The sequence below is a fragment of the Ensifer sp. BR816 genome (assembly GCF_000378985.1).
Classification (GTDB): domain Bacteria; phylum Pseudomonadota; class Alphaproteobacteria; order Rhizobiales; family Rhizobiaceae; genus Sinorhizobium.
Genome location: NZ_KB905370.1, coordinates 4,299,690 through 4,319,952 on the forward strand (window position 1 = coordinate 4,299,690; position 20,263 = coordinate 4,319,952).

The following is a 20,263-nucleotide window of genomic DNA, read 5'->3' on the forward strand; positions in this document are numbered from 1 at the left end:
TCGCTGATGGTGAGTACGCCCATGCGCTCGTCGCGGCTTTCAGTCCGTTTTGCGGAAAGCCCGGCTGGAGACCGATACGGAATTCTGACAAGGGTCTTTCGTATTGGCAAACTGATAGCCGTCAGCGCCGTGTATCGGTCCGAACGCAAGGCCGTTTTCCTGAGATCGCCGGCAGAACGCCTCGACGTCCTCCACGTCGAAGACGAGCTTGATGACGGATTGACCGCCGCGCTGACCTTTTGCCGCCGGATGCAGCAGGAGGCTGGCGCCGCCGTTCTGGGCGACCAGTTCGACGATCCTGTCACCGGACTGTCTGGTTACAGCAAAGCCGAACTGCTTTTCGTAGAAGCGCGCCGTCTCTTCGACATTTCCGGCGTAGATGACCAGCCTGTTGAGCGGCACTGTCTTTCCTTTCCCGGTGACCGGCAATTCGGGCGCGCGGCGGCTCGACACCTGTTGACAGCTGTCAACTGCCCTACTGCATGTCTCCTTGAATCGACTCGATTTAAGGACAAAGACATGCAGCAATTCAAAGTGCTACAGCGACCTTTGCGCGTCTGATAAGACGCGCGGCGCTGTAGATCACTCGCGCCAGTGCTCGGCGACCCATTGGGTCGGGCGAATATAGTGGCGCAGATAGCGGAACGGGTTCTTCTCTCTGCGCTCCGGAGAAAACATGCCGCGGACGTGGCCGAGCGGCGTCGCGGCGCGGCCCTTGTAGCCGAACTGCCCGTCGATTGCGTGCTGCGGCAACAGCCCGCGCGGAAAGAGAACGATCCGCGCATCGGCGGGGAGCCGGGGCGCCAGATAGTAATTGAGCGGAAACGGCCAGCGGCAATCCTGGCGGAAATGCAGGACGTGGCGCCGCGGGAAGAATTTTGCCCCGCCCGGCGCATTGCGCGTCACGAAGCGTTGCTCGAACCGATACTCGTCCGCGACCCCTTGCGGATTGGCACGGAACTTCTCCTGCAGCGGTACGAGCTTGCCGACCGGGAAGCGGAACACCGACGTCTGCCCAAGCCGCTCGAAGGGCGTCGTCTGATTGACGGCCAGCACAACGTCGTCCGGTTCGCTGATCTCGAAGAAGCTGTCGAGCGAACCGACGACCACCACGTCGAGGTCGAGGAACAGCACCGGCCCCTTGAGGTTGCCGAGCTTCGGTCCCCAGAGGCGCGCCTTCGGCCAGATGCCCTTGGTATTCTTCGGCATCTCGACATCGAGCGGCGGCAGGTCCTCGCAGAGAATCTCGGGGCGAAGATTGTTGCGGCTGTCGGTGAAGCAGGTGAAGGTGAAGGGCGGCGTGATATTGCGCGCCACCATGGCATAGAGCCGGTTGATGAAGGGGGCACCATATTTCGTGCCCCAGCTGATGCAGATCACCTGCTTGACGCCGCCGCTCGCCGCCAGAACGCTTGCCATGGACTGTCGCTTCTCTCGCTTCGTGCCTGCAGAAAAACCCCGAAACCATCGTCCGGAACGGAGCACCGGAGCCGACAGGCGGCGAGGGTCTTGCAGACGATCGATCAAACCCCGCCGTCTTAAAGCAGGAATTGCCGACCTCTGGCAAGACTCGGCTAGCCACGTGGCCCCGGGGCGATGGCCGTCCAACCGCGCGATCGGCGCAACGGCATCGCTCGCGGCGCTCCAAGGGACGAAGTTGACAGCTGTCAACAGGCGGTAGTCGGCCCATGCCGCAGGAGGGATCGCGCTGGGAAAGCCTCATCCCGCCGTGATCCGAGTACGCCCTTACGCGACGCCGGATCGATGCTGTTGACAGCTGTCAACTCGGGCGGAAACGGTCTCTTTACCGGCGTTTGGTAAGAGATGGGCCAGGGACGGACATCCACTGCAAGCGCCGCCACGGCGCGAAATTTCAGTGGGCAATCTTTGCCTACCCTGTGACGGAACGAAATTGCGTGTTAGCTTCCGTTTCAGCAAAAGGCTGCGTCTTTTTAATGAGATACGAAACACCCGATCCGCTTCATCCAGCGCTGCTTCCGGGCCTGATCGCCGCGGAGGACGGGCTTGCCCGGCTCGATGAGCGCGCCGCCCGCCATGCCGTGGCCGAGGGGTTTCGCGAACGCGGGCAGTTCTTCGACGCGGCGGCGGCCCTCTGGGTAGCGGGCGAACTCGTCCATGTCGAGGACATCATTTTACACGATTCGCACATGGATGCGCGAGCGCCTTCTCACGAATTGACGATCGCCCACGCCGTGTTGCGGGCGCGGCGCCGTCTGGAGCTGGCCGAGCCCGGCTGGGCGCTGACCCTGTCCGGGCTGAATGCGCTCAGGGGAGAGCAGGGCGCAACCGTCACCAGTGACGAGTCTCCGGAGCGGTCAAGCGACCGGCCAAGCCCGGACAATCTGCCCGAACCTGCCGAGGACAGCGACGAAAATCCGCTCGCCGACGAATTCGCCGAGCTCGATGCGGCGATCGCCCGGTCGCAGCGGCTTCTGGATTTCCATGCCGGCAGCCTCCCGGAGCCCGCCGCCTTACCGGCGGAGAGGGCGGCGGCCGAACCGACCGGCCAGCTCGGACTGCTCTTCGACGAGGAATGGGACGAGGGGGCGCGGCTCGATGCCTGGCGCGGCGTGCTCTCCGCCGCCGATCAGCTGCCCGCCTGCCTCGGCGCGGCCATCCTCTTCGATGCCTGGGAGCGGATCGAGCCGCTGCGTCGCCAGCATTGGCTCGGCTCGCTGCTCGTCGGCGCCTATCTGCGCTATCGCGGCAAGGTCGCCTCGCATGTGCTGGCCTTCAATACCGGGCTGAAGACGATCCGGCACGAGCGCCGCCGCGCCAAGGACCGGCTGACGCGCCTCAGCGCCTTTCTCGAGGCAATGTCGGTGGCAGCCGATCTCGGTCTGAAGGAACTCGACCGGCTGTCGCTCGCCAGGACGCAGATGGAGATGCGGATCAAGGACCGCCGCTCCAACAGCAACCTTCCCGGGCTGATCGACCTCGTCCTCTCCCGGCCGATCGTCTCGACGGCGATGATCGCCCGACACCTGCGCGTTACCCAGCGCGGCGCGCTCAATCTGGTGCGCGAGCTCGGCGTGCGGGAAATAACCGGCCGGGGACGTTATCGCGGCTGGGGCGTGATCTGACTCTGGCTCGGGGCGCTGCCGCCGCTACTTCCGCTGCAGATTGATCTCGCTGGTGACGACGCGGTTGCCGGAGCGCGGATCGACGTCGACGGTCACGAGCTTCATGCCGTTTTCACCCACCCGCTCCAGGGTAAGATTGGCGCGGCGGTCGCCGTTCACTTCCCGCGCCCAATGGATGGTGAGATTGATCGCGCTGCCGCGGCGCTTGCCGAAGAGCGTCGACTTGCGGCCGCTCGGCCCGACATAGGTGCCGCTATAGTTGACACCTGTAAACTGGAGATCGGCGCCGATCGAGCGCGAGACGACGATGAGTCCGCGGCAGGTGCCGCGCATCGACAGGGCGACGTCGGTCGCCTCCGAGTCGAAGTTGCAGGAGACGTTGATCGGCGTCCTGTCGACGCGAACCCTCACCATGCCTCCGCCGGCCCATTTGCCCTCCAGCGAGCCAAGAAAGGCCGATTCATCGGCCTGAACGGTGCCCGCAAAAAGGGACAGCATGGCTGCGACGAGTAAATGCCTGATCATCAGCGAGTGCCTCCCCCAAACGTCCGAGGCCGGACGGGTTTCCCATCCGGGGCAACGCGCCGTCCGGCAGGAAGTTCCCCTTGTGCGGATACTAACATCGACCGCCGCCGGGGAGGCACACAGCTTTAGGGTGACGGCCGGGCTAGCTGGCGAATTTCTTCGCGCCGGCGACGCAGCCGACGATGGCGAGCGTGGCGGCGAGCATCGTCCAGCTCACCGTTTCACCGAGCAGGGTCGCCGCCAAGGCGAGGCCGAAGAAGGGCTGCAGCAATTGCAGCTGCCCGACGGCGACGATGCCGCCCTGGGCGAGGCCGCGGTACCAGAAGATGAAGCCGACCAGCATCGAGAAGACCGAGACGTAGCCGAGGCCGAGCCAGGCGGCGGGACGCAAGTCGCCGAGGCTCATCGGCAGGGTCGCAAGCGCCAGCCCCAGCATCACCGGCAGCGACAGCACGAGGGCCCAGGAGATCACCTGCCAGCCGCCGAGCTTGCGCGACAGCTTCGCACCCTCGGCATAGCCGAGGCCGCAGGCGAGAATGGCGGCGAGCATCAGCAGATCGCCGACCGGCGAGGCGGAAAAACCCTGGCGGAGCGCGAAGCCGACGACGATGGCGCTGCCGAGGCCGGAGAACAGCCAGAAGGCCGGCCGCGGCCGCTCGCCGCCGCGCAGCACGCCGAAGATCGCGGTTGCCAGCGGCAGCAGGCCAACGAAGACGATCGAATGGGCGGAGGTCACGTGCTTCAACGCCAGCGCCGTCAACAGCGGAAAGCCGACGACGACGCCGAGCGACACGATGCCGAGCGGCAGGAGATCGCCGCGCGCCGGCCGCTTTTCGCGAAAGGCGACGAGCAGGGCAAAGGCGAGCATGCCGGCGATGGTCGCCCGGGCCACAGTCAGGAAGATGGGGTCGAAGTCCATCACCGCGACCCGCGTCGCCGGCAGCGAGCCGCTGAAGATCAGCACACCCATCATTCCGTTCATCCAGCCGCTGGTGATCCTGTCCATGCCCTGCTCCCATGCTCAATGCCGATATCGCCCTGTATCGGTCCGGACGGCTGGCCTTTCCAGATACGGTGGGGTACAGTTTTGCCAAACTGTCATGGTGAAAGTGCCGGTACGGATGAAAGCCCAGAAAATCGAGGCGGACGGCGAGACGCTGATCGCCAAGGTCGTAGCAACCGTCAGGAACCGGATCGCCGGGCGCAGCCTGACACCCGGCGCCCGGCTGCCGTCGATCCGCGCCTTCGCGACGAGCCTCAAGGTTTCCAAGTCGACCGTGGTCGAGGCCTACGAGCGGCTGGCGGCGGAGGGGTTGATCCGCTCGCGGCCCGGATCCGGCTTCTTCGTCGCCGCGCCGCTTGCGCCGCTGTCGCTTGCCGAAATCGGCCCGCGGGTTCAGCGCGAGGTCGACCCCCTGTGGATTTCTCGGCAGGCGCTCGAAGCGGGGGGAAATGTACTGAAGCCCGGCTGCGGCTGGCTGCCGGCCGCGTGGATGCCGGAAGAGGGTCTCCGGCGCGCCTTGCGTTCGGTCGCGCGCGGCAGTGCCGCGACGCTCGTCGAATATGGTCCGCCGCTCGGGCTGTTGCCGCTCCGCGAACTTCTCGCCCGCCGTCTGGCGCAGCACGGCATCGAGGCGTCGCCGGAGCAGGTCATGCTGACGGAATCCGGCACCCAGGCGATCGATCTTCTCTGCCGCTTCCTGCTGAAACCCGGCGACGCCGTCCTCGTCGACGATCCGTGCTACTTCAATTTCCATGCGCTGCTCAGGGCACATCAGGCAAACGTCATCGGGATCCCCTATACGCCTGCCGGACCGGACCTCGAACGTTTCGCCGAAGCGCTCGAGGCGCACCGGCCGCGCCTCTACATCACCAATTCCGCGCTCCACAATCCGACCGGCGCGACGCTCTCGCCGCTCGTCGCCCATCGACTTTTAAAACTCGGCGACCAGTCGGACCTGACGATCATCGAGGACGACATCTTCGCCGACTTCGAGGAAGCGCCGGCGCCGCGGCTCGCGGCCTTCGACGGGCTCGAACGGGTCGTGCATATCGGCAGCTTTTCGAAGTCGCTGTCGGCGGCGGTGCGCTGCGGCTTCATTGCCGCGCCGCGCGGCTGGATCGAGCCGCTGACCGACCTGAAGATCGCCACGAGCTTCGGCGGCGCCGGCTTTTCTGCCGAGCTGGTGCTGACGCTCCTGAAGGACGGCAGCTACCGCAGGCACATGGAAACGGTGCGCCAGCGGTTGGCGCGCGCCATGGCCGAGACGATCGCCAGGCTCGGCGAGATCGGGATCGTCCCCTGGCTGGAGCCGCAGGCCGGCATGTTTCTCTGGTGCCGGCTGCCGGACGGAACCGATGCGGCGGACGTGGCGAGAAGGGCGCTCGAAAGGGACATCGTGCTCGCCCCCGGCAATGTCTTCAGCCAGGCGCAGACGGCCGGCGGTTTCCTGCGCTTCAACGTGGCGCAGTGCGAGGACGAGCGGCTGTTTCGCGCGCTGGCGGCGCTTCTGCGCCGGTAACCTCGACCGGCGTCTTCATGATGATCTCGCGATGCGGGTAGGGGATCGAGATGCCGGCGGCCTTGAACGCGTCCCAGAGCGCCATCAGCACCTCGCCGCGAATATTGGTCAGCCCGTTCGCCGGATCGGAGATCCAGAACCGGAGCTTGAAATCGAGCGACGATCCGCCAAAGCCCGTCAGCCAGCAGACCGGCTGGGCATAGGTGCTGGTGACCCGCGGGATGGATTTGACGGCGGCGATGGCGATCTCAACCACCTCGTGCGGGTCGCTGTCGTAGGAGGTGCCGAAGCTCACCTCGATGCGGACATAGTCGCTCGAAAACGACCAGTTCACCACCTGCTGGGAAATGAAGTCCTCGTTGGGGATGAGATACTCCTTGCCGTCCCTGGTGATGACCGAGACGAAGCGGGAGCGCAGGTCGCGGATCGAGCCGAAGGTTTCCCCGAGCGTGATCGTGTCGCCCGGCTTGATCGACTTGTCGAGCAGGATGATGATCCCGGAAATGAAGTTGGAGACCACCTTCTGCAGGCCGAAGCCGATGCCGACGCCGACGGCGCCGGAAAAGATGGTGAGCGCCGTCAGATCGATGCCGGTCGCCGACAGCGCGATCGTGCCGGCCAGCACGATGAGGCCGATCTTGATCAGCTTGCTGATCAGCACCTTCAGCGACGGCGTCAGGTCGGCGGATTTCTGGATCCAGTTCGACGACATGTTGCCGGTGAGGACGGCGAGCCAGATCATCGCGGCCGAGAGCACGACCGCCTTCATGACGAGCAGCAGCGAAAGCCGGACGGCACCGAGATTGATGGCGGCATTGTCGAGCGCCGTCAGCACCGGGCGGTCCAGCCCGAGCGCGTAGAGCGCGAAATAGAGCCAGCCGAGGACGGCGACGATGCGCGCCAGCGTCTGGTTGCGGATGATGCGGGTCAAGACCACGATGATGAACCAGGCGGCGACGAGGGTGAGCACCGTGCCCACCAGCCAGCGATAGGACGGCCAGCCGTATCGCGACAGCATGACATCGGCGATCCACAGCCAGACGATCAGGAACAGCCATTTGAGCCGCCGCATGAAGGCGATGATGACGCGCAGCAGGTCCGGGTTTCCCCTGATCGTCCGGGCGCGGGCTTCGAGGGCCGGCTCCAGGCGCTTGGCCAGCAGGCCGCAAACGAAGTAGCCGACGACGATCACGGCGCACTGATAGAGCGTCCACTCGTTGAGCACGAACCTCTGCAGCCACACTTCGGTGGCATTGATGGTCTCGACGAAATCCATCGGCATTGTCTTTGCAACCTTCCGCGGCACCATTCGGGCAGGAAACAGGCAGCGGACGTCGAGCGCCTGAAAAGGCGCACTGCGCAGTCGTATAACCAATCGGGCAGGGGATTTGTTCAATTCGTCCCACACGCGGGCGAACGCGGGTGGCCACCCCCCTCTGGCCCGCCGGCCATCTCCCCCACAAGGAGGGAGAGTAGCTGTGGCGCCCGTAGCGCCCCTATCGGAACGTCTCCGTGCAGAAGCGCTTCGGTCGGAGCGAGGGGCCAGCCCCACATAGTCTCCCCCCTTGTGGGGGAGATGGCCGGCAGGCCAGAGGGGGTGCTTCAGCCACGCCCCAAAAGAAACGTCCGCTGTCATCTGCCTGTCACCTTGCAATGATGTTTATCCGGAACTCACGTTCGTTGGAATCGCGGCTCGTTACCCGGGTAAATGATGCTGATCTTGTTCGCCGCCGGTGTATTTCTGGCCATCAACCTGTTGAGCCTGATGATCGCGGGCTGGCGGATCTGGCCGCGCCTCGGCCCGCAGCCGCGGACGCCGGATCGGCCGCCCGTCTCCCTCGTCATCCCGCTCTGCGGCATCGAGCAATTTTCCCGGGAAACGCTCGAAAGCGCCTTTCGCCTGGATTGGCCGGACTACGAAGTGATCTTCTGCGTCGCCGATGCCAAGGATGCGGTGATCCCGCTGATCGAAGCCGTGCGCCGGCGCCACCCGGGCTTTCCCGCGGCGATCCTCATCGGCGACGACCGGATCAGCGCCAATCCCAAGCTCAACAATTGCGTCAAGGGCTGGGCTGCGGCTTCGCATGAATGGGTGGTGCTCGCCGACTCGAATGTGCTGATGCCGGCCGATTATCTGATCCGCCTGATGGCGGCGTGGCGGCTGGAATCCGGGCTGGTCTGCTCGACCCCGCTCGGGTCGCGCCCCGCTGGATTCTGGGCGGAGGTCGAATGCGCCTTCCTCAACGCCCACCAGGCGCGCTGGCAATATGCCGGCGAGGCGCTGGGCTTCGGCTTTGCCCAGGGCAAGAGCATGCTCTGGCGCAAGAGCCTGCTCGATGCCAATGGCGGCATCCAGGCGCTGGCGGCCGAGATCGCCGAGGATGCGGCCGCAACGAAGCTGGTGAGAAGCCTCGGCCTGAAGGTGCACCTGGTTTCCGCGCCGTTCGACCAGCCGCTCGGCACAAGGACGTTCCGCGAGGTCTGGGCCCGGCAGTGCCGCTGGGCGCGGCTGCGCCGCGTCACCTTTCCGCAGTTCTTCGCGCCGGAAATCCTGGCCGGCATCGTGCCGCCGCTCCTCATGTCGGCGCTCGCCGCCGTCGCTGCGGGCCACAGCCTGCCTGCCATCGCCGCCCTTGTCGTCACCGCCGCCTACCTGCCGGAATTTTTCCTCGTCCATCGCAAGAACTGGCATCTCTCCCGTTGGTCGCTCGTCGCCATGTTCATCCGCGACCTGTTGCTGCCGATCATCTGGGTCCGAAGCTGGCTCGCGGGCAGCGCCGACTGGCGCGGCAACAGGATGTCGATCGGCTCGCAGGAGTCCCGGCTCGAAACGAGCGGGCTGCCGCCGCTGGTGAGTACGTCGTAGCGAGCGGGCGGGATGAGGGCAGCCGCATTGTGCTGGCCTCCTGCTAGCGGCCAGAAGCTGTCCTGCGGCAACGAATATCACGCCAATGGAACCACCTGCGTAGGCGTGCAGGGGCGCGTCGGCAGCACCGGACGGATCAGACCTCCGGCGATCAAAATGCTAAGTTTGAATGTCGTTCTGGCAGCAAGCTAATCCGGCTTCAGCAGAAACTGCCCGAGCGGTTGCTGCCAATGCCGCTTGGGTGGAGGCTCAGCCAGTATGTGAGCTGGCTCGATAACACGGCCCGACGCGTCAATCGTCGCTCGCACACGCCGCTTACCTGACAGCAGGGAGCCCTCGATACTTCGTAGGGAAGGTCGGCTTTTGGAAGTTAGACAACGCGCCTGGAATAACGGAGAAGGGGCGCATTGTTGAATTCCGTTTCAAGTACGAATGACAGTCTTTTTGCTGGCAATTGGTACGGATCAATAGATCCCCTTTCCCGCCAACAAGTCTTCGATCCGCTTTCGCACATCGCCGTTGGTTTCGGATTCCTTTAGCAGATTCAAGGCGGTCAGGGCTTCTTGTGGCCAGTCTTTTCTATCCCAATCGGACAGGGCGCGAATTGACATATTGCGGTTTCTCACCACCGGGCTTTGTAAACCCGCAGCAATAAACGCCCAGCCCTTGCCGGGGAATTTCCCGAGGTCCTGTATAACGAAGTCCAAAGCGCTATGCGCTGAGTATTCAAGGCCGAGGCCCATTTCGTTGCCCGGGCCGGTCGCGATTTTATCAAGCGGAATGCATTTCAAGCCGAGTTCCAGCACTTGATCAATGCGATCTTCATCGGAAATGCGCATCAAATCCCACCAATAGCCTTCGCCAGCCTCGGTGCGGTTGAAAAAGTATGGCCAAGGATCGATGCCAAATTTCTGGCATGCTCTGCTTGCATTCCAAAACTCCTGCCTGTCTCCAGACTCAAGAGCGCTCAAAATCACCGTCTTCCAATGGTCTTTGGCAACCAAGTCGGCGAGTCTTGTGGATATGTGGTCCACAGCGGCGTCAGACCAATCGTGCTCCAGCTTTCTTTCACCAGACTGATGCTCATCAAGCCTGTCTTTTAGCCTGGAAAGGAACGAATAGTGAGAAACGGAACCAAACTTGTCTTTTCCATGTTCCAACAATGCACCAACGACCGCACAGCCGTGCTCGTAGTCAGACAAGCCTTCAGCTGGTCCGCCTTCGCCGGCTATCAGGGTATCGACGATTTCGCAGGCTGAGTTGAAGAGGTCATCGTCAATTCGATCCGCCTGAAGCGCAAGGTGCAGGTCACCAGTTCTGGCACAAATACAGGCCAGATATTCATACATCACCGCGTTTTTATAGCCTTCGCGAATTAGCCAGTCTTTGATTTCCGGATCAACTGTGGTGGCAAGCCGCTCGACCGCGTTGATTCGACCCCATCCTTCAGCTGCCTTGGCCAACTTCCACAGGACTTTATCGCCGTAGCTTTCGTTACTTGAAATTGCGACCGCGGAGTAAAGCGTGAATTCGTCATGTCGACCTAGCGTCACGAAAATCTCCGAGTCATCGTTTCCCCTGAGCAGACCCAGCAACGCCATTGAGAATTTCACCGGCTCTCTGTCAGCAGCTTGTGTCGTGAACCAGTATACGATCTCATACAATCGGCCTGCGTCCAAAGACATTTCAAGTCGAATTCTCTCAATAAGCGCATCGATGACGCCGATAGCAGAGCCGTCTTTGATCAGTGAATACAAGGCTCTAACATTGCTTTCTGACGCATTTTCAGTGACTTGCTTCAACGCGGCATATAGTTCCGACACGATTTGATCTTCCGGTTTGGAAGAACCATGGTGTCTCATTATTCCATCCATGGCGCCCGGCATGAATGAAACCTTATTCGGATCACGGGCCGGTTCGTCGGGAAGCCGGTAACCCTCTTCTGACAAACCTGTTGGCTTCTCAGGGTCAATATGTGTGGCAATATGTGCGTAGATTGAGGAAGCGCTTCCCCAAGGCGGGTTCTGCTTGTTGGGCGGCCAAACCTTTTTTTTGAAGAAGCTGAACATGCGAACCCAATATGTAAATTTAGATTATGGTTCGCATATTTTGCCAGCTTTGCAATTTGTCAACGCGGTTTGGCCGCAATAGGTCCGATTGCGGGCGCTACTCGGCACAGGCCGCGCGACTACTGTTGGCGCAAGGCGGCAAAGGCCGAGATGCCCCACCACCCCCCTCAATCCTTCGGCAACCCCTCCGGCCGCAGATGCTTCTTCAGCGCCGCAATCCTGAAAATTGCATTGGCCGCGCCGTAGCCGCGGTAACCCCTCCGTTCGATGATTTCGAAGAAGAAGCCTTCGCCATAGGTCGGGCTGTAGAGCTGGAAGAACTCGCCGTTTTCGTCGCGGTCGTAGAGGATGTTTTCGGCCTTCAGCCGCTCGACCAGCTCGGCATCGAGGCCGAAACGGGCCTCGACGTCGTCATAGTAGTTGGGCGAGATCGGCAGCGCCTTGAAGCCGTTTGCCTTCAGCGCTGCGGCGGTCGCAAAAATGTCGTCGGTGGCGAAGGCGAGGTGCTGGACGCCGGAGCCGAAGGTTTCGGCGATGAAGCGGCCGGCGAGCGTGTTGCGGTTCTCGGCGCCGTTCAGCGTCAGCCGCAGCGTGCCGGCGTCGTTTTCCACCACCTGGCTGCGCACGATCCCGGCCGGATCGATGATGTCGACCATCGGCGTCTTCCGGGCGTCGAGCAAGGATGTGTAGAAAAGTAGCCAGGTCAGCAACTCTTCGTATTTGACCGTCTGGGCGACGTGGTCGATCACGGTGAGGCCGGCCGGCGCCGTCGGCTGGTCGTCGGTCACCGGCTCGAATTCGATCTCCCAGATTTTCGCGAGGTCGGATTTGTCGTCGAGGAAATAGATGAGGCCGCCGCCGACGCCGCGGATCGCCGGGACCTTGAGCTCGCCCGGGCCGACGGCCTGCTCGAAGGGCTCGGCGCCGAGCGCGCGTGCCCGTTCGGCGGTCGCCGCCGCATCGTCGACCAGGAGGCCAAAAGCGTAGGCAGATGTGCCGTGCACCAGATAGGAGGCGTTGGCAAAACCTTCGCGCTCGGTGTTGATCACCAGGTTGATCGCGCCCTGGCGGTAGACCAGCACCTGTTTCGTCCGGTGCCGCGCCGCTTTGCGGAAGCCTATCGTGCGGATCAGCGCTTCGAGCTCGCCGGCTTCCTCTTCGGATGCGGTGAATTCGACGAAGGCGACGCCCTTCACGTCGACGCGCGGCGGCATGTCCGGGACCGGTAGCCGGATATCGGGCTCCGCGCGCTTCACCTGGTCGCCGAGATAGATCAGCGAACGGTAGCCGTCGACGGCGATGGCATTGGCGTTGCCGCCGCGGAACTGGTCGTTGAAGATTTCGAGCGACAGGTAGCCGTCATAGCCGGTTGCCGCCACGGCGCGGGTGAAGTCGGTCACCGGCAGGTCGCCTTCGCCGGGCATGTTGCGGAAATGCCGGCTCCAATAGAGCAGGTCCATGTCGATCAGCGGCGCATCGGCGAGCTGGACGATGAAGATCTTTTCCTTCGGGATCGAGCGGATAGAATTGACCTCGATCTTGCGCGACAGCGTGTGGAAGCTGTCGAGGATGAGGCCGATATTCGGATGATCGGCGCGGCGGACGATCTCCCAGGCGTCGCGGTGGTCATGGATGTGGCGGCCCCAGGCGAGCGCCTCGTAGCCGACGCGCAATCCGCGCTTGGCGGCGCGCTCGCCAAGCTCGCGGAAATCGCACGCGGCCCGGTCGATGCCGCCGAGTGCGGCCGGCGAGACGTTGGAGCAGACGAGCACGAGGTCGGTGCCGAGCTCCTGCATCAGGTCGAACTTGCGCTCGGCCCGGTCGAAGGTGCGGGTTCTGAGCGGTTCCGGCATGCCCTCGAAGTCGCGGAACGGCTGGAACAGGCTGATCTCCAGGCCGAAGTCGCGCACCATCCGGCCGACCTCGCGCGGGCTCTCGTCGAAGGCGAGGAAGTCGTTCTCGAAAATCTCGACGCCGTCGAAGCCGGCCTTGGCAATGGCGCGCAGCTTGTCGGTGAGGTCGCCGCTTAAGGAAACTGTCGCTATCGAGGTCTTCATCGTCCTGTCCTCGCTTTTTAGAGTGCGATGTTGGGAGGCGGGCGTGATACCCCCCTCTGCCCTGCCGGGCATCTCCCCCGCAAGGGGGGAGATCGGCTAGGTGCGGGCTCCCCGGCTTTCTCGCATCGGCAATGCGAGCCTCGCTGTGGGAGGTGACCGCGGGTGTGATACCCCCTCTGCCCTGCCGGGCATCTCCCCCGCAAGGGGGAGATCGGCCAGATGCGGGCTCCCCGCTTTCTCGCATCGGCAATGCGAGCCTCGCTGTGGGAGGTGACTGCGGGTGTGGCACCCCCCTCTGCCCTGCCGGGCACCTCCCCCGCAAGGGGGGAGATTGGCTAGTTGCGGGCTCCCCGGCTTTCTTTCGTCGACAACGCCAGCCTCCCTACGGCGGTGAACGTGGTAGCCGGCGGGGCCTTTTGCCCATCTCCACCCTTGCGGGGGAGATGCCCGGCAGGGCAGAGGGGGGTATCGCCCGGCAGTTGAGGCCATCACCCCGTCATTGCCCTGAAATGTTCCAGCATCCGCGCCGCATCCGGTTCGAGCCCGGTGAACAGCCGGAAGGCGCCGACCGCCTGGAACACGGCCATGCCGCCGCCGTCCAGTGTGCGGCAGCCGCGCCGCCGCGCTTCCTTGAGCAGCGCCGTTTCGAGCGGGAAATAGACGATCTCGGCGACCCAGTGGCGGGGCTCAAGCAGCCCGGCATCGAGCGGCAGCCCCGGATATTTCGCCATGCCGGTCGGCGTCGCATGGACCAGCCCGGCCGCCTCCCGCATGGCTGCGGCGAGATCTCTGCCCGGCGCGATGTCCGCCTCGGGGAAGAGGGGAGCGAGCATTTCGGCAAGTGCCTCGGCCCGTTCCGGCTCGCGGTCGAAGACGGTAAGCCGGCGCAGACCGAGGGAGAGGCCCGCGTAAGCCGTCGCGACGCCGGCGCCGCCGGCGCCGAGCTGCACGGCGGCGGAGAGGTCCGCGCCGGGCAGGCCGCGGCGGAATCCTTCGGCAAAGCCCCACCAGTCGGTGTTGTGGCCATAGCGCCGGCCGCCCTTCAGCACCACGGTGTTGACGGCGCCGAGCCGGCGGGCGTCGGGGGCAAGCTCGTCGAGATGGGCGATGACCGCCTGCTTGCAGGGGTGGGTGATGTTGAGGCCGGCAAGCCCGCGGGCTTCCGCCTCGGCGATGAGACGCGGCAGGGCGTCTTCCGTTGCGCCGAGCGCCTGCAGGTCGATCAGCTCGTAGTGGTAGCTGAGCCCCTGGGCGGCGCCCTCGGCCATGTGCATCGCCGGGGTCAGCGAGGCCTGGATGCCGGCGCCGATCAGCCCGGCTTTCAAGGGTCTTACAAGCGTTTCGGTCATGTTTTCGGGTTCCACTTTGTCCATCCCGTCGCGCTTCGTCCGGTCCGCCGCTTGGGAATAGGCGGACCGGAGGCTCGGCCGGCCGTTACTGGCCGCGTGCCGTGCCGATCTCCTTGAACAGCGCTTCGACCGTCTCACTGCCGATCTGGGCCTTGAACTTCTCGATCACCGGCTTGACGGCATCGCGCAGCTTCTGCGTCTCCTCCGGGCTGAGTTCGCTCACCTCCATGCCGGTCTTCTTGATCTCCGCGAGCGCCTCGGCATCCTTCTCGCGCGACACCTTGCGCTGGAAGTCGCGTGCCTCGGTGGCGGCCGCCTGCAGCACGGCCTTCTCCTCGTCGTTCAGCCCATCCCAGAACTTCTTGCTGACGAGCACGATCTGCGGGTTGTACTGGTGACGGGTCAGCGTCATGTACTTCTGCACCTCGTAGAACTTGGCGTTCAGGATGTTTGCCGCCGGGTTCTCCTGGCCGTCGACCGTTCCGGTCTCGAGCGCCGTGTAGAGTTCGGTGTAGGGCAGCGGCACGGCGTTGGCGCCGAGCGTGTTGAAGAGCTCGAGCGGGATCGGCGACTGGATCGTGCGGATCTTCAGGCCCTTGATGTCCTCGAGCTTGGTCACCGGATGGCGGTTGTTGGTGAGGTTGCGGAAGCCGAGCTCCCAATAGCCAAGCCCGACTAGGCCGGTATCGGGCAGCAGCTTCGTCAGGCTCTCGCCGAACGGGCCGTCCATCACCTTGTCGGCTTCCTCGCCGCTGTTGAACAGGAAGGGCAGGTCGACGGCGCCGAACTGCTTGACGTTGTTGGAAAGGATGCCGGCGTTCAGCACCGTCATCTCGATGACGCCGCCCTGCAGCGCCGAGATCGTCTGCACGTCGCCGCCGAGCGTGCCGCCGGGGAAGAGCTTGACCTCGATCTTGCCGCCGCTCTTTTCCTTCACCAGTTCGGCGAACTTCTCCATGCCGGTCACCTGCGGGTGACCCTTGTTGTTGGCCGAGGCGAATTTGATGGCCTGGTCGCGGATCTCCGCATTGGTCGGCCCGGCGGTCATCAAAGCGAGCGGCAGGGCAAGGCCCAGTGCCAGCTTGGTCAGTCTGTTCAACATGTTATCCTCCCAGGTTGGGCCGGCACTCCCGCCGGCCGTGTTGAAGCGTGAAAAGTCAGTGCCCGAACCAGGAGACCGGAACGGTCACCAGCTCAGGGAACAGGACGAGCAGGAAAAGAACGATCAGCTCGGCGATCAGGAAGGGCATCACGCCCTTCATCAGCTCCTCCATCGAGAGCTTCGAGACGCCGCAGATGACGTTCAAGACGGTGCCGACCGGCGGCGTTATCAGGCCGATCGAATTGTTGATGATGAACAGCACGCCGAAATAGACCGGGTCGATGCCCGCCTGCTTGATGATCGGCATCAAGACCGGCGTCATCACCAGGATGGTCGGCGTCATGTCCATGGCGGTGCCGACGACGACGATCAGCGCCATGATGGCGATGAGCAGCGCCGTCTGGTTGTCCATCAGCGGCTCGACGAGGGCGGCAAGCGCGCCCGGCACGTCGGCGACGGTGATCAGCCAGGCCGAGACCGCGGCACAGGCGACCAGGAACATGACGACGGCGGTGATCTTGGCGGCCGCGACGAAGACATGGAACAGCTGGGCCGGCGGCAGCTCGCGATAGACGACCATCGCGACGAACAGCGAATAGACGGCGGCCACGACGCCCGCCTCGGTCGGCGTGAAGACGCCGAACTTCAGCCCGACGATGATGATCACCGGCAGCATCAGCGCCCAGATGCTGTCGGCCAAGGCCTTGAGCCGCACCGCGCCGCTTTCGCGCGGCGGCAGTTCGAACTGCTCCTTGCGGGCGACGAGGAACCAGGTGATGCAGAGTGCGGCGGCGATCATCAGCCCGGGAAAGATGCCGGCAAGAAACAGCTTGGTGATCGAGACGCCGCCGACGACGCCGTAGAGGATGAAGCCGATCGACGGCGGAATGATCGGGCCGATGATCGAGGCCGAGGCAAGCAGGCCGCCGGCGCGGGCCGCGTCATGGCCGCTCTTCAGCATCATCGGCAGGAGCAGCGCGCCGAGGGCTGCCGCATCGGCGACCGCCGAGCCCGAGAGGCTGGAGAGGATGCAGGCGGCGAAGATCGCCACGAAGCCGAGGCCGCCGCGGATATGGCCGACCATCGCCATGGCCAGCGCGACGATGCGGCGCGAAAGGCCACCGGTGTTCATCACCTCGCCGGCAAGCAGGAAGAAGGGCACCGCCATCAGCGGAAAGCTGTCGGCGCCGTTCAAGACGTTCTGGGCGACGATCTGCGCGTCGAACAGGCCGAGATAGAGCATCAAGGCCACGCCGGTCAGGATCAGGGCGAAGGCGATCGGCACGCCGAGCGCCATGGGGACGAGCAGTGCGCCGAGAAAGATGGAAACCGTCATCGTCGCCTCCTCAGCGCTTCGCAGAGACCGGCCCGAGGGCGGGCTCGGGAAGATGGTCGAGGGCCAATTCGTCTTCGCTCTCGCGCACCAAGGCCGCGGTCGTCACGTCGATGCGGCCGGTGGCGATGGCGAAGGCGTCGGAAAGGAGGATCAGGAATGCCGGAATGCCGAAGGCCAGGCCGGCGCCATAGAAGAAGCCCATGGAGAGGCCGGTCGCCGGCGCGCCGACATGAAGGTTGATCAGCGTCTGCGCCCAGCTGCCGCTGATCATCAGCCAGGTGGCATAGAGCATCAGCGCATGGCCGCACAAAACAGCGACCTTGGCGCCGAAGGGCGGCAGCCGCTTGATCAGCGTATCGACGCCGAGATGACCGTGTTCGCGCATGGCGACGACGGCGCCGAGAAAGGTCAGCCAGACGAAGAAGATGCGCGACAGCTCCTCCGAAACTGTGATCCCCTGGTTGAACGCATAGCGCAGGACGACATTGCCGAAGACGAGCACGACCATGCCGGCCAGCAGCAGGGCGATCGTCACTTTCAGCGCGAAGAAATAGAAATCGATAATGCGGGTCATGCGCTCCTCCCAAGCAGCAAGCGAAGCCGGCGACGCTCGCGCCCGCTTCCCTCTCCCGTTCCGGCTAGCCGGCCGCCGGGACCCCGCGCTCCTCCGCGTGTCCGGCTCTGTCTCTCTAAAATGTACTAACTAGTTCGGATGTCAAGCGGCTTGCTATTGAAAGGAAGGGTCAAGGTGAATATGTCTTGATGCATCGCCTGGGAGAGGGCTCTCCCGCTCGACCTGCAAAACGGGCAATAAGGTCGACGGAACAAGGGCTTGTGGAAGAGCGGGGCAGCGCACGACAATGGCCGAACGGCAGATGAACGGCAGGAAAAACGATCCGGCGAGAACACAGGAAGATATTCTTGAGGTGGCGACGGAGGAATTTTCCACCCACGGCCTGGCCGGCGCCCGGGTGGATCAGATCGCCGAACGGACGCGCACCTCGAAGCGGATGATCTACTATTATTTCGGCAGCAAGGAAGCGCTCTATCTCGCCGTGCTGGAGCGCTCCTACCGCAAGATCCGCACGCTGGAGGCCGATCTCGCGCTCGCCAACCTGCCGCCGGAACAGGCGCTGCGCACGCTGATCGCCACCACCTTCGACCACGACGAGGCCAATCCCGACTTCGTCCGCCTCGTCAGCATCGAGAACATCCACCACGCCGCCCACATGCTGCGCTCGGAGGCGATCCGCGAACTGAACGTCTCGGTGATCCAGACGATCGATGCCATAGTCCAGCGCGGCCTTGCCGACGGCAGCTTCAGCCGCAAGGCCGATCCGATCGACATCCATATGCTGATCAGCGCCTTCTGCTTCTTCCGCGTCTCGAACCGCTACACCTTCGGCACGATCTTCCGCCGTGACCTCTCCGAGCCGGAAACGATCGGCCGCCACCGCACGATGATCGCCGATGCGGTGGTGAGCTATCTGAAGGGCGGGGAGGGGGGTGCCGAGCCGGTGCGCGGTTGACGCGAGTGCGGACCTACCCCAGACCAGCGGCGGTGCGCCTCTTGATTACCTGTGCCCAGGGTCTCGAAGCCTTCTTCCACGAGGCAGGCGTTGCCAACGCCGTCGGATCGCCATCCGGCCCGCCGTCACCGGAGGCGATCGAGCGGGTGATCGGCATCGCCATCAAGCATGGCCAGACCTTCGCCCCGCCGGGAGCCCTGTTGGCGGCCTGATGCCAGCGGCGCGGGTGCTATGCTCTCAGTGGGCGCGGCAAGGCCGGTTGGTTGTTGCCGCATCGCTGTGTGACATGAGGCCGACCCCGCTATCTCGTTCCACCTAACGTGTCGTCGTAGGATTGGGTAAAGCGCTCACCATTGAAGGTATGCGTGCAGCACCAGCATGTCGGCTTCATATCGTCGACTGTGAGGGTAGGGTCCACCAAAGCCAAACGTTTGTCGTCATCGACATAGAGGCCGCTATAGTACGTGCTCTCACCGATCCGCACATATGGGGTCCTTTCTTCCGCGCTCCGTGCAACGAGCCAGAAGATGGGATCCGGACGATCTATTCGCGCGACAGCTTCGCTGTAAGTTTCATCCCAATCCCGGCCGATACGCGAGAGAAGAAACTTGAATAATGGCGTGTAGTCCAGCCCATGCCGGTGGTGAGACTGCATCGAACCATGATGGGCGTCGTCCTGTTTGACAGCCTTTTTATTACGGGACCATCGCCATTCGCCACCGTGGCCGTGACGTACCCCGTGGGTTCGGGTGTTTACCTTTCGATAGAGCGGTTTCTTACGTTCCATGCGTTTCTCTTGGATCATCCGCTGAAGGTCTTCAATCCTTTGGTTCCAACGACTAACACTTCGCCAAAGGGCTCAACAAGATCTCGCACAATTAAGGGCCTTGGATGCGGATTCCCGCGACCGGTCAGCCAAGCACGCGATCAAGGGCGTTTTTGACTCCTGCCATCTCGGAGTGCGGCAATGGCAGGATCGGGCGCGGCGGGTCGGTCCGGCAAAGGCCGAGCGCCTCCGCGATCGCGTACATGACGCGGAAGCTGCCGAAGGCCTTGAACAGGCTCCACAAGGGTTGAAATGCCTGGTCGAGCCGCTCGACCTCGGCAACATCGCCGGCTTGCGCGGCCCGGGTAAGCGCCAAGGCTTCGGCGGGCAAAAGGCCGGCGATGACGCTGTACCAGGCGTTGCAGCCCGCCAGCAGCGCCGCCGTAGCTCCCCAATCGCCACTGTAGCCGATCGAGAAGCCTCGTGACGTTTCGGCGCGAAGGCGCGCCATCTCGCCCTCGAAGGCACCGTCCTGCGGCAACGGCATCTTCACCGCCGCGATGTTTGCGATCTTCGATAGCCGCGCAATCAATGCGTCGCTGAAGGTGAATTTTGTGGTGCCAGGATTGTTGTAGATGCAGAGCGGCAACTGCCCCGCATCGGCGACAGCGGCGAAGTGCTGATAGACCTCTTCTTCGAAGAGCGGCGTATAGGACATGGGCGCCAGCAGCAGGCCGTCGGCGCCGGCGGACCTGGCATCCCGCGCCAATGCCTGCGCCTCGTCGGTTCGAAGCGCCCCGACACCGACGATGACGGGTGTCTTGCCGCCGACGGAGTCCATCGCCGCCTCGACGGCGCGTCGCCGCTCGCCGCGTGAGAGAAAGGCGTAGCCGCCCGTGCTGCCAAGCAGCCCGATCGAGTCGACGCCGGCGAGATGAATACGCTCGAGCAAACGCGCAAGTGCGCCCGTGGCGACATGGCCGGCAGCATCGGTCGGAGTGATGGAGAAGGCCGAAAGACCGGTGAAGAGCGTCACGA

18 protein-coding genes and 1 pseudogene are annotated in these 20,263 nt (G+C 63.8%); 5 read left to right on the forward strand and 14 right to left on the reverse strand.

The window, feature by feature from the left end; translation table 11 throughout:
• Window positions 1-39: 39 nt before the first annotated feature.
• Together RHIBR816_RS0120645 and RHIBR816_RS0120650 are read right to left on the reverse strand one after the other, a co-directional pair.
• Window positions 40-402: a VOC family protein gene (locus RHIBR816_RS0120645; protein WP_018238495.1), complete on the reverse strand. Its 363-nt coding sequence runs from the start codon at window positions 400-402 to the stop codon at window positions 40-42.
• A gap of 180 nt (window positions 403-582) precedes the next feature.
• The gene (locus RHIBR816_RS0120650) at window positions 583-1,419 is read right to left on the reverse strand and encodes a glycosyl transferase (RefSeq protein WP_018238496.1); all 837 of its coding nucleotides are present in this window, start codon (window positions 1,417-1,419) and stop codon (window positions 583-585) included.
• A 536-nt stretch (window positions 1,420-1,955) separates the two neighbouring features.
• Between RHIBR816_RS0120650 and RHIBR816_RS0120655 the strand changes: the two genes are divergently transcribed.
• Window positions 1,956-3,104: an RHE_PE00001 family protein gene (locus tag RHIBR816_RS0120655; RefSeq protein WP_018238497.1), complete on the forward strand. Its 1,149-nt coding sequence runs from the start codon at window positions 1,956-1,958 to the stop codon at window positions 3,102-3,104.
• Window positions 3,105-3,128: 24 nt separating this feature from the next.
• On the opposite strand, the gene RHIBR816_RS0120660 is transcribed toward RHIBR816_RS0120655, so the two are convergent.
• Window positions 3,129-3,629, reverse strand: coding sequence for a hypothetical protein (locus RHIBR816_RS0120660; protein WP_018238498.1), 501 nt, complete (start codon window positions 3,627-3,629; stop codon window positions 3,129-3,131).
• A gap of 142 nt (window positions 3,630-3,771) precedes the next feature.
• Complete coding sequence (locus RHIBR816_RS0120665; RefSeq protein ID WP_018238499.1) at window positions 3,772-4,635, reverse strand: DMT family transporter; 864 nt, start codon at window positions 4,633-4,635, stop codon at window positions 3,772-3,774.
• 94 nt (window positions 4,636-4,729) lie between these two features.
• Between RHIBR816_RS0120665 and RHIBR816_RS0120670 the strand changes: the two genes are divergently transcribed.
• Window positions 4,730-6,151 (forward strand): PLP-dependent aminotransferase family protein, encoded by a 1,422-nt coding sequence (locus tag RHIBR816_RS0120670; protein ID WP_026187248.1) that lies wholly within the window; start codon window positions 4,730-4,732, stop codon window positions 6,149-6,151.
• Here the strand turns inward: RHIBR816_RS0120670 and RHIBR816_RS34445 are convergent.
• Window positions 6,087-7,427 carry a mechanosensitive ion channel family protein gene (locus tag RHIBR816_RS34445; RefSeq protein ID WP_034816564.1) on the reverse strand — a complete coding sequence of 447 codons (1,341 nt, stop codon included), beginning with the start codon at window positions 7,425-7,427 and terminating at the stop codon, window positions 6,087-6,089. The two genes, RHIBR816_RS0120670 and RHIBR816_RS34445, sit on opposite strands and share 65 nt — an antisense overlap.
• Window positions 7,428-7,859: 432 nt before the next feature.
• Between RHIBR816_RS34445 and RHIBR816_RS0120680 the strand changes: the two genes are divergently transcribed.
• Window positions 7,860-9,017, forward strand: a complete 1,158-nt coding sequence (locus RHIBR816_RS0120680; protein ID WP_018238502.1) for a ceramide glucosyltransferase — start codon at window positions 7,860-7,862, stop codon at window positions 9,015-9,017.
• Between the two features lie 45 nt (window positions 9,018-9,062).
• Here the strand turns inward: RHIBR816_RS0120680 and RHIBR816_RS38490 are convergent.
• The 7 genes and pseudogenes from RHIBR816_RS38490 to RHIBR816_RS0120710 all read right to left on the reverse strand — a co-directional run.
• A pseudogene (locus tag RHIBR816_RS38490) lies at window positions 9,063-9,152 on the reverse strand (EamA-like transporter family protein); the annotation flags it as partial.
• Between the two features lie 329 nt (window positions 9,153-9,481).
• Window positions 9,482-11,086 (reverse strand): hypothetical protein, encoded by a 1,605-nt coding sequence (locus tag RHIBR816_RS0120685; protein ID WP_157628216.1) that lies wholly within the window; start codon window positions 11,084-11,086, stop codon window positions 9,482-9,484.
• 167 nt (window positions 11,087-11,253) lie between these two features.
• Window positions 11,254-13,143, reverse strand: a complete 1,890-nt coding sequence (locus RHIBR816_RS0120690; RefSeq protein ID WP_018238504.1) for a bifunctional sugar phosphate isomerase/epimerase/4-hydroxyphenylpyruvate dioxygenase family protein — start codon at window positions 13,141-13,143, stop codon at window positions 11,254-11,256.
• A gap of 488 nt (window positions 13,144-13,631) precedes the next feature.
• On the reverse strand, window positions 13,632-14,492 hold the full coding sequence (locus RHIBR816_RS0120695; RefSeq protein ID WP_026187250.1) for a shikimate dehydrogenase: 861 nt from the start codon (window positions 14,490-14,492) through the stop codon (window positions 13,632-13,634).
• Between the two features lie 85 nt (window positions 14,493-14,577).
• Window positions 14,578-15,594 (reverse strand): TRAP transporter substrate-binding protein, encoded by a 1,017-nt coding sequence (locus tag RHIBR816_RS0120700; protein ID WP_018238506.1) that lies wholly within the window; start codon window positions 15,592-15,594, stop codon window positions 14,578-14,580.
• 55 nt (window positions 15,595-15,649) lie between these two features.
• The gene (locus RHIBR816_RS0120705) at window positions 15,650-16,930 is read right to left on the reverse strand and encodes a TRAP transporter large permease (RefSeq protein WP_018238507.1); all 1,281 of its coding nucleotides are present in this window, start codon (window positions 16,928-16,930) and stop codon (window positions 15,650-15,652) included.
• A gap of 10 nt (window positions 16,931-16,940) precedes the next feature.
• On the reverse strand, window positions 16,941-17,504 hold the full coding sequence (locus tag RHIBR816_RS0120710) for a TRAP transporter small permease (protein WP_018238508.1): 564 nt from the start codon (window positions 17,502-17,504) through the stop codon (window positions 16,941-16,943).
• A gap of 286 nt (window positions 17,505-17,790) precedes the next feature.
• Between RHIBR816_RS0120710 and RHIBR816_RS34450 the strand changes: the two genes are divergently transcribed.
• Both RHIBR816_RS34450 and RHIBR816_RS0120720 read left to right on the forward strand, forming a co-directional pair.
• Window positions 17,791-18,459 (forward strand): TetR family transcriptional regulator, encoded by a 669-nt coding sequence (locus RHIBR816_RS34450; protein ID WP_018238509.1) that lies wholly within the window; start codon window positions 17,791-17,793, stop codon window positions 18,457-18,459.
• A 5-nt stretch (window positions 18,460-18,464) separates the two neighbouring features.
• Window positions 18,465-18,671: a hypothetical protein gene (locus RHIBR816_RS0120720; RefSeq protein ID WP_157628217.1), complete on the forward strand. Its 207-nt coding sequence runs from the start codon at window positions 18,465-18,467 to the stop codon at window positions 18,669-18,671.
• 89 nt (window positions 18,672-18,760) lie between these two features.
• Here RHIBR816_RS0120720 and RHIBR816_RS0120725 read toward each other — a convergent pair whose 3' ends face one another.
• On the reverse strand, window positions 18,761-19,246 hold the full coding sequence (locus tag RHIBR816_RS0120725) for a hypothetical protein (RefSeq protein ID WP_034816566.1): 486 nt from the start codon (window positions 19,244-19,246) through the stop codon (window positions 18,761-18,763).
• A 124-nt stretch (window positions 19,247-19,370) separates the two neighbouring features.
• Window positions 19,371-20,261 (reverse strand): dihydrodipicolinate synthase family protein, encoded by an 891-nt coding sequence (locus RHIBR816_RS0120730; protein ID WP_018238512.1) that lies wholly within the window; start codon window positions 20,259-20,261, stop codon window positions 19,371-19,373.
• Between the last annotated feature and the right edge of the window lie 2 nt (window positions 20,262-20,263).

What these genes read in the sequence shown, in the direction of transcription:
- RHIBR816_RS0120685 (WP_157628216.1), bottom strand. Translation starts at nt 11,086, where the DNA reads ATGTTCAGCTTCTTCAAAAAAAAGGTTTGGCCGCCCAACAAGCAGAAC.
- RHIBR816_RS0120655 (WP_018238497.1), top strand. Translation starts at nt 1,956, where the DNA reads ATGAGATACGAAACACCCGATCCGCTTCATCCAGCGCTGCTTCCGGGC.
- RHIBR816_RS34445 (WP_034816564.1), bottom strand. Translation starts at nt 7,427, where the DNA reads ATGGATTTCGTCGAGACCATCAATGCCACCGAAGTGTGGCTGCAGAGG.
- RHIBR816_RS0120710 (WP_018238508.1), bottom strand. Translation starts at nt 17,504, where the DNA reads ATGACCCGCATTATCGATTTCTATTTCTTCGCGCTGAAAGTGACGATC.
- RHIBR816_RS0120725 (WP_034816566.1), bottom strand. Translation starts at nt 19,246, where the DNA reads ATGGAACGTAAGAAACCGCTCTATCGAAAGGTAAACACCCGAACCCAC.
- RHIBR816_RS0120665 (WP_018238499.1), bottom strand. Translation starts at nt 4,635, where the DNA reads ATGGACAGGATCACCAGCGGCTGGATGAACGGAATGATGGGTGTGCTG.
- RHIBR816_RS0120670 (WP_026187248.1), top strand. Translation starts at nt 4,730, where the DNA reads ATGGTGAAAGTGCCGGTACGGATGAAAGCCCAGAAAATCGAGGCGGAC.
- RHIBR816_RS0120705 (WP_018238507.1), bottom strand. Translation starts at nt 16,930, where the DNA reads ATGACGGTTTCCATCTTTCTCGGCGCACTGCTCGTCCCCATGGCGCTC.
- RHIBR816_RS0120690 (WP_018238504.1), bottom strand. Translation starts at nt 13,143, where the DNA reads ATGAAGACCTCGATAGCGACAGTTTCCTTAAGCGGCGACCTCACCGAC.
- RHIBR816_RS0120695 (WP_026187250.1), bottom strand. Translation starts at nt 14,492, where the DNA reads ATGACCGAAACGCTTGTAAGACCCTTGAAAGCCGGGCTGATCGGCGCC.
- RHIBR816_RS0120680 (WP_018238502.1), top strand. Translation starts at nt 7,860, where the DNA reads ATGATGCTGATCTTGTTCGCCGCCGGTGTATTTCTGGCCATCAACCTG.
- RHIBR816_RS0120660 (WP_018238498.1), bottom strand. Translation starts at nt 3,629, where the DNA reads ATGATCAGGCATTTACTCGTCGCAGCCATGCTGTCCCTTTTTGCGGGC.
- RHIBR816_RS0120650 (WP_018238496.1), bottom strand. Translation starts at nt 1,419, where the DNA reads ATGGCAAGCGTTCTGGCGGCGAGCGGCGGCGTCAAGCAGGTGATCTGC.
- RHIBR816_RS34450 (WP_018238509.1), top strand. Translation starts at nt 17,791, where the DNA reads ATGGCCGAACGGCAGATGAACGGCAGGAAAAACGATCCGGCGAGAACA.
- RHIBR816_RS0120700 (WP_018238506.1), bottom strand. Translation starts at nt 15,594, where the DNA reads ATGTTGAACAGACTGACCAAGCTGGCACTGGGCCTTGCCCTGCCGCTC.